This is a genomic window from Acetobacterium wieringae, assembly GCF_026646375.1.
Taxonomy (GTDB): Bacteria; Bacillota; Clostridia; order Eubacteriales; family Eubacteriaceae; genus Acetobacterium; species Acetobacterium wieringae_A.
This window is the reverse complement of sequence record NZ_JAIPPU010000016.1, coordinates 13,898-25,538: the sequence shown is the minus strand read 5'-3', so window position 1 is coordinate 25,538 and position 11,641 is coordinate 13,898. Positions and strand designations below refer to the sequence as shown.

6 protein-coding genes are annotated in these 11,641 nt (G+C 42.0%); 4 read left to right on the top strand and 2 right to left on the bottom strand.

Going from position 1 to position 11,641, the window contains the following annotated elements; all coding sequences use genetic code 11:
* Positions 1–88: 88 nt before the first annotated feature.
* On the top strand, positions 89–2,809 hold the full coding sequence (locus tag Q7P33_RS14000) for a methyl-accepting chemotaxis protein (RefSeq protein ID WP_303871261.1): 2,721 nt from the start codon (positions 89–91) through the stop codon (positions 2,807–2,809).
* A 120-nt stretch (positions 2,810–2,929) separates the two neighbouring features.
* Here the strand turns inward: Q7P33_RS14000 and Q7P33_RS13995 are convergent, their stop codons facing one another.
* Positions 2,930–4,183, bottom strand: a complete 1,254-nt coding sequence (locus tag Q7P33_RS13995; RefSeq protein ID WP_303871260.1) for an HD domain-containing phosphohydrolase — start codon at positions 4,181–4,183, stop codon at positions 2,930–2,932.
* 175 nt (positions 4,184–4,358) lie between these two features.
* Complete coding sequence (locus Q7P33_RS13990) at positions 4,359–6,092, bottom strand: HD domain-containing phosphohydrolase (RefSeq protein WP_303871258.1); 1,734 nt, start codon at positions 6,090–6,092, stop codon at positions 4,359–4,361.
* A gap of 305 nt (positions 6,093–6,397) precedes the next feature.
* Between Q7P33_RS13990 and ltaE the strand changes: the two genes are divergently transcribed.
* The 3 genes from ltaE to Q7P33_RS13975 all read left to right on the top strand — a co-directional run bounded on the left by ltaE (position 6,398) and on the right by Q7P33_RS13975 (position 11,631).
* A complete protein-coding gene (ltaE, locus tag Q7P33_RS13985) occupies positions 6,398–7,429 on the top strand; it encodes a low-specificity L-threonine aldolase (RefSeq protein ID WP_303871257.1) in 1,032 nt (343 codons plus the stop codon).
* Between the two features lie 97 nt (positions 7,430–7,526).
* Complete coding sequence (locus Q7P33_RS13980; RefSeq protein WP_303871256.1) at positions 7,527–8,645, top strand: hypothetical protein; 1,119 nt, start codon at positions 7,527–7,529, stop codon at positions 8,643–8,645.
* A gap of 244 nt (positions 8,646–8,889) precedes the next feature.
* On the top strand, positions 8,890–11,631 hold the full coding sequence (locus Q7P33_RS13975; protein WP_303871255.1) for a methyl-accepting chemotaxis protein: 2,742 nt from the start codon (positions 8,890–8,892) through the stop codon (positions 11,629–11,631).
* The last annotated feature ends 10 nt before the right edge of the window (positions 11,632–11,641 follow it).

Sequence of the window (11,641 nt, the reverse complement as noted above, 5' to 3'; positions counted from 1 at the left end):
CAAAAGACAATTTTTTTTGACATCAATACCGGTGAGTAAGGACACCGTCCGCAATTTGCCCCTCAGATTAAAATAACGGAGGTCTAATTTGAATTGGTTTAAAAATTTAAAAATTAAAACGAAACTGCTGTCATCTTTTATTCTTATTGCTCTGCTTGTTGGCGTTGTTGGTTTCATTGGAATCTTGAATACCTGGTCGCTGCAAGAGTCCGATCAGGAGTTATATGAAAACATGACGGTTCCCATCTCCCAAGTTGGTCAAATATCAACCACCTTTCAGAAGATGCGTGTGGACCTGCGAGACATGATTCTGGCTAATGATCCTGCCCTGATTCAATCAATTGAAAAAAGCATTACTGAAGAACAACAGAAAATTGATGTCTTAGCTGGCGATTACCAGAAGTCGATTCAAACCGATGAAATGCAGCAAGCCTTTGATAGCTTTGAGTCGGCTCGGACAGAGTACAACAAACACCTTGACGCAGTGAAGACCCAGGCTGCTCTAAACCAGGACACTGAAGCGTTCAACTTAATGAGTCCTGATAGTGCTGCCGGAAAAGCTACAACCGCCCTGCAAACAGCAATCGATAATCTTTCTGATTTAAAACTTGCCGATGGTTTGACCAAATCTGAAGATAATTTCGGCCAGGCTGCTGCTGCAACAACAACAATGACCATTATCATGATTATCAGTATGATTCTAGCGGTCGCTTTGGGCCTATTATTAACATCCCAAATCTGTCGACCACTACGCAAAGCTAACCAGATGATTCAGGAAATGAGTAAAGGTCACCTAAGCAACCGACTCAATATCGATACCACCGACGAGGTCGGCGAAATGGCAAATACCATGGACAAAATGGCTGATTCTCTCCAGTTTCTGGTCATTGGTACAATGAACCGCATTTCTGAAGGTGATGTTTCCATGAATGTCGAAATCACCGATCCCCAGGATGAAATCGGACCCGCTCTCAAAAAAACCATCGAAACCATCCGAGCCCTGATCTCCGAAGCAAATGCACTGTCTCATGCAGCCGTGGAAGGACGTCTGGACACCCGGGGCCATGCTGATGCATTCAGCGGTGGTTTTCGGGAAATCGTTGCTGGTGTGAATAGTACTCTGGATGCCGTTGTCGGCCCCCTTAACGTCGCAGCCGAATACATTGAACGAATTGGCAAGGGTGAAATTCCACCTAAAATTACTGATGAATATTATGGCGACTTCCGGGAAATTAAAAATAATCTTAATGCCTGCCTGGATGGATTAGGCGCCTTATCAGTGGCTGATCACACGTTGAAACTGATGAATAAAAACGATTTAACTCAAGCCATCGAAGGCGATTTTGATGGTATTTTCGGTGAAATTGCCCGATCCATTAACGGGGTTCATGCTCAGCTGGGGCGGATTGTCAGCGTTTCTACCAATATCTGTAACGGTGATCTAAGTGATCTGGGTTTTCTCCGCAGTATTGGCAAACGTAGTGAAAATGACCGCCTGGTCCCAGCGCTGTTGGGTATGACCGAAACGATTATGATGCTGGTTGAAGAAACCAGAAACATGGCTCAAACTGCCATTTCCGGAGATCTCGACAACCGTGGCGACGTAACCAAGTTTCAGGGTGAATATGCCACCGTCATTGAAGGATTCAACCAAACCCTGGATGCGATCATTGATCCGATTCAAGCTGCTTCGGCCACTCTCAATGAACTGGCTGAGGGAAATCTTAGAATTACCATGGACGGGGATTTCAAAGGTCAACATGGGAAAATCAAACATGATATGAACCGGACCATTGAATTTCTGAGGGCCTACGTGGAAGAAATCACGCACACCCTGGAAGAAATGAGTCAGGGAAATTTTGACCTGGAGATTACCAACCTCTATTGCGGCGATTTTCTGGCAATCAAAAAAGCCCTCAATCAAATTGCTGCCAGCTTAAGCACTACCCTCTTCGATATCAATGTCGCTGCCAGTCAGGTGGATATCGGTGCTCAACAAATTTCTGATAGTGGCCAGGCATTATCACATGGAACTACCGAACAGGCCAGCTCGATTCAGGAATTGACAGCATCCATTGAAGAAGTCGCAGCTGAAACAAAGCGCAACGCCAAAAATGCCAATGAAGCGAATGAACTGGCCATCAATGTTCGTTCCAATGCCGAGGTTGGCAATACTCAAATGGTTAAAATGGTCGCTGCAATGAGCGAGATCAACGACTCCTCACACAATATTTCTAAAATCATTAAAGTAATTGATGACATTGCGTTTCAGACCAATATTTTGGCGCTTAACGCCGCTGTGGAAGCTGCCCGAGCTGGTCAGCATGGCAAAGGTTTTGCCGTCGTTGCTGAAGAAGTCCGTACTCTAGCTGCCCGCAGTGCTGAAGCTGCCAAGGAAACCACCGGACTGATTGAAGGTTCCATTGATAAGGTAGAAGTCGGCACAAAAATCGCTGATGAAACCGCAGTGGGGCTTGCCGAAATTCTCAACCAGATTGAAAAAGTTACCAATCTGGTTGGTCGAATTGCCCAGGCTTCCAATGACCAGGCTTCAGAGATCGCTCAGATCAATCAAGGCATAGAAGCCGTTTCTCAGGTAGTTCAAACGAATTCGGCTACAGCCGAACAAAGCGCTGCTGCTAGTGAAGAACTGTCCGGACAAGCCGAAATGCTCAAACAAATGGTTGATGCCTTTAAACTCAAGAGCACAAAAAATCAGCCTGCCAGACCAGTTTCCGATTATTCAGAGTCAATGGCTCTTCCTCAATCAGATATAAGCCTTGAGGATCTGGATTTTGACAAATATTAAACGTTTTAAAAAACCCAGTCTGAACAGAACTGTTCAGGCTGGGTTTTTTATTGCGAAACTTTATTAATCTATTTCTTTGCACTTCCATATTTTCCGCCAAAAACTCAAACCGAATAGCTTTTATGATGTCAATAGTTTGGCAAAGTCATTATATCGTATTCTTGCCTTTTTTTGGGCCCTGATCCGGGCTTTGTTCACATCGTGATAATTCGAAATCAAAATTTCTACAATGTGTGGATCGATTTTATGATCCGCCACCATTTCCCTTAGAACCTCGATCGCTTTTTCTTTCTCCATTCCCTTCCGGTAAGGTCTATTCTCAGATACAGCGGTAAAAATATCTGCCACCGCCATGATTCGGGCTCCGAGCGAAAGTTCCGAAGCCATCTTTTTAAACGGATAACCGGTTCCGTCCAGCCGTTCATGATGCATCGAGGCAAATTCATTTATTTCTTCAAAGCCAGCAATCTGAAACAACAACACGTAGGTATGATAGGTATGCTCTTTCATCACTGCAAATTCGGCTTGGGTGAGACCTGCCGGTTTCTCCAGGATTTCAGTTGAAACTGTCAGTTTGCCGATATCATGGATATAGCCAGCGGCCTGAATTTTCTTACAAGTCAGTTCATCACATTTTAAATGTTGTGCCAACCGTTTGGCTACTGCTGAAACCCCTTCGCTGTGAACTGCAGTAAAGTTGCTCCGGAAATCAATGACCCGGGCAAAAAGTTTGGTAATGCCAATTAATTCGTCAATATCCAGTCGCTGATCCTTGAACTTTATTTTTTTATAATATCGCCGACCATTGGAAATAGACTCCAGATCATACCAAAAAAACTCTTTTTCTTTTAACCGTTCAAAAGCTTTGATGTACTCAGGGTTAAATTTTCGTCCCGAGGCACTTACTATTTTTTCGAAAATCCGATCTTTTTGATTGATCATTTTATCGTCCCGGAAGATGAGGGTGGCAATCCGGTCAGCCAAATGAATGAGATGACTTTCCGACATGACCGTTTCCCCAAAAAATCTGAGACCTTCTCCATCGTTCCAATCCACGTGATGAAATTTGATGATTCTGGCGATATCTTTAAATTCTCGGTAATCCTTCAGAAGCAACCAACCAATTCGGGCATGCTGATGGGGATTAATGGCTTCAAACTTCAACACATTGATTCGCTCTTGCATACTTAAACCACCAATATCATGCAGAACAGCGGCGACACAAACTTCATTCAGCTTCTTTTCATCAAAGTTCAACTCTTCCCCCAGGTTGTTGGTAATATAGGCGACGAGACGTTGATGATGATTCAGTTCCGGGCTTACCATATCCGAAGCTCTTGATAATTGGAGAGTTAACTCTAATAAAGAGACCATCTTTTTTCCTTTCCACATAAGACATGTGTTACATATAATTATTTTGTTATAATACCATGCTTTTGTTAGCATTGTAACACAATCGCATAGCACTTTTCTACTTAGATCTTTTTTATAATTTAGAACTTAAATGAAAAAGACCATCGCAAAGTTTGACTTTGCTGATGATCGATTTTTATAATGTATTTGCCACCCGATTCACAAAAAGTGATACAATCTGTGGATCAAACTGGGTTCCAGCATAACTCTGAAGCTCTTGCAGCGCTTCACTTTTGGTTTTTGCTTTTTTATAGGTACGTTCAGATAGTATCGTATCATAAGACGCTCCAACTGCCATAATTCTTGAAAAAATCGGAATCTCTTCACCTACCAGGCCTTTGGGATATCCTTTTCCATCCCATCGTTCATGATGGCACAAAATTGCAGTAGCGATTCCACCCATTTCCGGAGCTGAATTGATAATATGATAGCCTGTTTCTGGATGATTTCTTATTACCTTCCATTCCTCTGGGGTTAATTCTCCCTTTTTTTCAAGAATTTCTTTATCAATTGTTACTTTGCCGATGTCATGAAGCAGACCTGTCCACCGAAGCCGTTCTAATTCGATTTCTTTCATATTCATTTCTTTAGCAATGCGCATACAATAATAACAAACCCGCTCCGCATGAATTTTTTCAACTTCACTTTTTTCATATAAAGTATACATAATCGATTGAATGGTATTTTGTCGAACTTCCGCTTTCATTTTTAGTTTATTTTTATACATCATACTTTCAGCTTTTTTAAACACTTCAGTAAATGGTTCTGTCTTTGAATGCTTAGTTGCCCACCCAAATGATATCGAAAGAATCCCCTGGTCAACTACACAAGACGCCACTTCGCCGATCAATTTGTTCATCCGGTTTTTTACAATTTCTTCATCGGTATTAGGGAGTAGCATAACAAATTCATCGCCACCCCATCGTACGACCACATCGGTGGAACGACAACTATGGGTCAAAACCTGCCCGGCTGCTATCAATAATGAATCACCGGCCAGATGTCCAAATGCATCATTGGTCATTTTTAATCCGTTTACATCCCCCATAATAATTGAGAGTGGATATTGCGAACCATCCTCAAATCTTTCCCGGACTTCTTCATAATAACGGCGATTATATAATCCTGTTAACTGATCATGAAAGCTCAAGTATTCTATTTTGGCATTTTGAGCCTTACGTTCGGATACATCTCTGAAAATTAAAACTACTCCGGTTGTGTTACCCTCGCTGTCTTTAACCGGGGTGGCACTATCTTCAATATACACCTTTATTCCATTACGACTGGTAATAACAGCGTGATTTGTTAATTCATAAGGCTTATCTGTTCTTATCACTTCATCCACAGGATTTAATACATAGTATTCAGGATTTTCATGGGCCAGATTAAATACTTCATTAAATATTTTGCCGCGGGCCTCCATAAAGCTCCATCCGGTTAAGTCTTCAGCAACCGTGTTAAGCATGGTTACCCTTTTGTCTAGGTCAACCACGATAATACCATCTCCAACGCTTTTTAGAATACGATCAAGGTTTTTGTGGGTATATTCCAGGCGGGTGGTCAAAAGATATATTACAATCGCAACGAATAAAAAAATACACCCCCGTAATATGGGCGCTGGTAGTAAGTATCCATTGCTTAAATAATCGAGGATGATATGAAAAATGCCCAATAATATCGCCAAATGAATAACATAACGTCTAAACCAGAGTCCCACCATAATAATTGCAACATAAAAAAGATGTGTGTAAACCACATCAATACCCCTATAGTAGTTAAAATAAACCGCAACGAAGATAATCGTAACTAAACAAAGACTGACAAGAACCAACCGTATCTGACTATTGATGGTAATTTGAATCTTCTCCAAAACTATTCCCCCATACTTTCACATATGGGCAAATTATAACACGACAATGATTTATTTCAACTATTTTTTATCGTAATTAGCCATTATTTTACTGTATATTTATGCGAATTAAAAATCGCTCGCATTTTAATCTTATTTATTGGCAAATTTTTATATTTCCATAATTGTATCAGTTGTTTCGTAACAAGACCTGGATAAATACTTTTCGGTCTTTTCTGATCAATAACTTATTTGTCGATTAGAACTTTTCGCGCTATAATAAAGAAACTAAAATAATTCTTGAAACAACCAAAGGAGTTTTAATTATGTTGATCGACTTAAGAAGTGATACTGTAACCCAACCAACCCTAACCATGCGAACCGCTATGGCCAATGCCATCGTAGGTGATGATGTCTACGGGGATGACCCAACGGTCAACCAGTTAGAAAAGCTAGCTGCTGAGCTTTTAGGCAAGGAAGCGGCACTGTTTGTACCCTCCGGTACTTTTGGCAATCAACTGGCGATCATGACCCACACTGCAAGAGGAAATGAAGTCCTGGTCGGTGATGATTGCCATATCCTGATGCATGAGGTCGGCGCCGCTGCTGTCCTTTCAGGCGTTCAGATCAGAACCTTTCCGGTTTTGGAGGATGGCATCAATGTTGAAAAACTGACGCAGATGCTCCGGGGCGAAGATATTCACTTCCCGGATACCGGGCTGATCTGTATGGAAAATGCCCAGTCATCGGGAAAAACTGTTCCTTTGGCCAATATGGAAGCGGTTTATACTCTGGCACAATCCCAAAACATCCCGGTACACATTGACGGTGCCCGAATATTTAATGCCGCTCTTGCATTAGGGGTTGATGCCAAAGCAATTGCTGCCCAAGGAGATTCAGTGAACGTCTGTCTGTCCAAAGGCCTGTGTGCGCCGGTGGGGTCGTTGCTACTGGGAACCGAAGCATTTATAAAAAAAGCCCGCAAAAACAGAAAACTAATGGGCGGTGGCCTCCGTCAGGCTGGAATCCTGGCCGCCGCCGGAATCATCAGTCTAACAGAAATGATCTCCCGGCTGGAAGAAGACCACCGAAACGCCCGCTATCTGGCAACCCGGCTGGAAGAGATCGATTCCTGCTCGGTTCTCAGAAACCGTTTGGATATCAACATGGTCTTTTTTACCCTTCCAGAATCGGTGATTACTGAATCTGCACTTATTGAAGGCCTCCTAAAAAAGAATATTAAAATCAGTGGAACAGAAAATGGAGAGTACCGTTTTGTCACCAATCATGGTATCAACTCTGATGACATCGACTGGGTCATCGAAAGTATGAAGACCCTCATTTCCCATTATTCCTGATTTTTAACCCTTATTTTCATAGACTCATGCATCAAAAATCCTTTTATAGTTTGGCTTGACGTGGTATACTAAACTCACTACAAATGGAGGATTCTTTATGACAACCACATTCTACGGTAACCAGGGTGTTGTGAACAGCATCATACTCGATATGGAAACCGATTTTGAGAAACAATTGAGATTTTTAAACACTATTAAATTTACTGATGACTTTAAGCCAGAATGGCTACCGGATATTGTCAAAATTACATTTATAATCGAACCGTCACTGGGACAGTTTGGCCAACCTAATCTGATCATTATAGCCGAAGAAAAAAGTTTACAACGGCATGTTATTTTTGTTGAATCAAAAATTTCTGCCTATGATGATGCATCAGAAAAATTAAATATAAAACTTTTTCCCAATAAATACAAAGACATTGGTGACAAGCTAAATATCCGACTGGCTCTGATGTACCGATTGGCCAAAGCTTATCACTATCAAAAAGATGGTGGATTTATTGAAGATGTGGATGAAGCCTACAAGCTCTATCACGATGTCCCTAAGGTGCTAAAAAAACCCGTCATGATCAAACTCTGTATTGATAAGTTCGGATACAATCCGGATTTTTTATTTGTTGCTTTGACAAATGATCCGGTTGATATCCAGCCCTTTAAAAATGCCAACTTTCTGCCCCCCATCGGTGTCAGCGGTTGGCGGGCAGAAAAACAATCCTTTGGCTTAATTTCTTTTGCGATGCTTGAAGAACAAAATCTGGTTGATCCCAAAAGCGGATATTATGCCCTGTCAAAAAATAATGTCTTACATCTTCCTGCTGAAACCGGCTCCAGTAATAATGACCCTACCATTCGAACCATTGTTTTGGATCAGTGGCACCCGGATTTGAAATTGAATCTGGAGGAGTTTTTAGTATCTCTGGGAGATCGACTCACCACCAGCAAGGTTATCACCTTTAATGGTTCTTACAGCATCAAAGCTGAAGACGGACGAACCCTGGTAAAACTTTTTGCTGATAAAGAGAAAATGTATATTACTCTGCGAAACGATAATATTCCCATCGCTTTCAAAGATAAACCCCGGATTAAAATAGGGGTTGGTCTCAATGCTAAGTCCTTTGTATTAATTTATTCAGGCACTGATGACCTTACTGGAGATCATTATAATCAATTAGCTATGGATCTCATTGAAATCATCGTAGATTTTGTAGAACAATAAAACGCCCTAATAGTATTACACCGTTTCGCAAATCCAAAAGTGCAATTAAAAAGCAATTGTTTGCAACATCGTCCTGATCGGACGAAAACAACAATTGCTTTTTTCTATTGATTGAGCTATATTTGACAGAATAATTATTTTGACGTAAAAGAAACCTGCCTGTATAATTAATCGTACCCACTCCACTCGAGTGAAACGACCTATTTAAAATCCAAACTCCCGAACATAAAGGAGAAGAATTCTGATGAACAACAAAACATCTCAACTGAAAAAAACTGATTCCATACGTTTTAAATTGCTGATTATCCCTCTTATCTGCGTTTTTCTGGGTATTTTTGCAATTGCTGTTATTTCCTCGTATTTGATCCGGAACAGTCTGTTGGATCAATTGAAAGACCATGGTTTTACTACTTCCCAACGCTTTGTGACTCAGCTGGAAAACAACGCCAATGCTATTAAAGCTCTAGCTGACACAACGACAGGGGTGACATCCGATCAAAACGATAAGATTAAGAGCGACTTTAGCTATCAAGCCCAGATTGATAAAATGGCTAATGATGAAAACATTGTCTATATCGCCATTATTGACAAAAATGTCATCGACATCGCTGACAATATCAAGGAAGACATCGGTAACGATTATTCTGATGATGAAACGATGAAGGCTGCCGCTCAGGAAGGAATCGCCTCAGCATCAGAATACTACTATGAATTAAAGGATGTAACCGTTTATGATGTTCTCTACCCGCTAACAATTAATGGTGAACTGGTTGGAGCCATTGATATTGGTTATTCCATGGAAGATGTTTATGCCACTGTAGCCAATAATATCCTGTTCATTGTCGGGATAGGCTTGTTGATATTTTTAATTTTGGCCTTGATTCTCTATCGAATTTCTCTATCAATTACCAGGCCCATCTCTAACGTCAATCTGATGATTCAGGAAATGAATCAGGGTTATCTGGGAACCCGTCTGAACATGAAAGCAACCAATGAAATTGGTGAAATGGCCGTTGCACTTGACAGTTTTGCAGATAACCTTCAATTGGTTTTGATCAAAACGTTGAATCAGATTGCCGCCGGCGATCTGTCTGCTGAAATTCAAACCCAAGGAATTCGGGATGAAATAACGCCGGCACTCAAACAGACCATCGAAAACATTCGTCACCTGATTACCGAGGCAAATCGACTCTCAACCGCAGCGGTGGACGGACGCTTGGAAACCCGGGGTAATGCCGGGAACTTTCAGGGCGGTTTTAGAGAAATCGTGCAGGGTGTCAACAATACTCTGAATGCCGTCATTCTCCCTCTCAATGTGGCAGCTGATTATATTCAACGCATTGGAAATGGTGAAATACCGCCGAAAATTACGGATTCTTACCAAGGTGACTTTAATACCATCAAAAACAATATCAATTCCTGTATCGATGGACTTGGAGCACTGGACGAAGGCAATCGGGTTTTGGCCCGTATCGGCGTCAACGATTTTTCTCAAACGATAAATAGCGATTGCTGTGGCATTTTTGCCGAAATATCCCACTCGATCAATCGGATCAATACAAAAATGATTCATATTGTCGATATTATCAATCGCATCGCCAAAGGTGATATGATTGATCTCGATGACTTGAAAACCACCGGCAAACGTAGTGACAGCGATCAATTGATACCCAGTCTAGTTGGAATGATTGAAAATATCGTAGCTCTCGTTGACGAAACTCAATCAATGACTCAAATTGCCGTAGAAGGTGATCTCGATCATCGAGGGAACGCTTCTAAATTCCCCGGCGAGTACGCTCGGGTCATCGAGGGCTTTAACAATACCCTTGATGTGGTTATTGATCCAATCCGAGCCGCTTCATCGACCCTCAATCAATTGGCTCGAGGGAACTTAACTGTCACGATGGATGGTAATTTTAAAGGACAGCACGGAAAAATCAAAGACGATATGAACCGTACTATCAGCTTCCTCAAACAATATGTTGACGAGATTACGACTGTACTGGAAAAAATTGGTCAAGGCGATTTGACTCAGGAAATAACGAATCACTATCTTGGCGATTTCATTGCCATTAAGAATGCCATCAACAACATTACTGCCCGTCTTAGCACCGTGATGGGAGAGATTATTGAAGCCGCCAGCCAAGTGGATTCTGGCTCTCGCCAGATTTCGGATGGTGGTCAACAATTATCCCGTGGCACCACAGAACAGGCCAGTTCTATCCAGGAGCTCAGCGCTTCAATTGAAGAAGTGACCGAAAAAACAAAACGTAATGCCATAAGCGCCAACGAAGCCAGTGATCGGGCGATTGAGGTTCGCAGCAATGCTCAGGTAGGCAATGAACAGATGAAAAAAATGGTCTCCTCGATGGCTGATATCAACGAATCGTCCCATAATATTTCCAAAGTTATCAAAGTCATTGATGACATCGCCTTCCAAACGAATATTCTGGCTTTAAATGCCGCAGTTGAAGCTGCCCGGGCTGGTCAGCACGGTAAAGGCTTTGCCGTCGTCGCCGAGGAGGTTCGCACTCTGGCTGCTCGAAGCGCCGAAGCTGCCAAAGAAACTACGTCACTGATTGAAGGCTCCATCACGAAGGTGGAAGCAGGAACTCTAATTGCTGATAAAACCGCTGATGGTTTAACTGAAATTCTTAATCAGATTGAAAAGGTAGCCAGTCTGGTCGAAAGCATTGCCCGAGCCTCGAATGATCAGGCTTCTGAAATCGCCCAGATCACCATGGGTCTGGATCAGGTTTCGCAAGTCGTTCAGACAAACTCTGCCACCGCCGAAGAAAGTGCGGCCGCCAGTCAGGAACTGTCCAGCCAGTCAGAAATGCTTAAAGAAATGATGATGGCTTTTAAACTGAAGAAGCTTTCACCCACTCTTAGCAACGCTTTTCCAAACATGGACACGATTAAACCAGAATTTGTTGCCCCAGAACCGTCAATTATTCTAGATGACCATGAGCCAGATAAATATTAATTTTTTTATC

What these genes read in the sequence shown, in the direction of transcription:
- Q7P33_RS13995 (WP_303871260.1), bottom strand. Translation starts at nt 4,183, where the DNA reads ATGGTCTCTTTATTAGAGTTAACTCTCCAATTATCAAGAGCTTCGGAT.
- Q7P33_RS13975 (WP_303871255.1), top strand. Translation starts at nt 8,890, where the DNA reads ATGAACAACAAAACATCTCAACTGAAAAAAACTGATTCCATACGTTTT.
- Q7P33_RS13980 (WP_303871256.1), top strand. Translation starts at nt 7,527, where the DNA reads ATGACAACCACATTCTACGGTAACCAGGGTGTTGTGAACAGCATCATA.
- ltaE (WP_303871257.1), top strand. Translation starts at nt 6,398, where the DNA reads ATGTTGATCGACTTAAGAAGTGATACTGTAACCCAACCAACCCTAACC.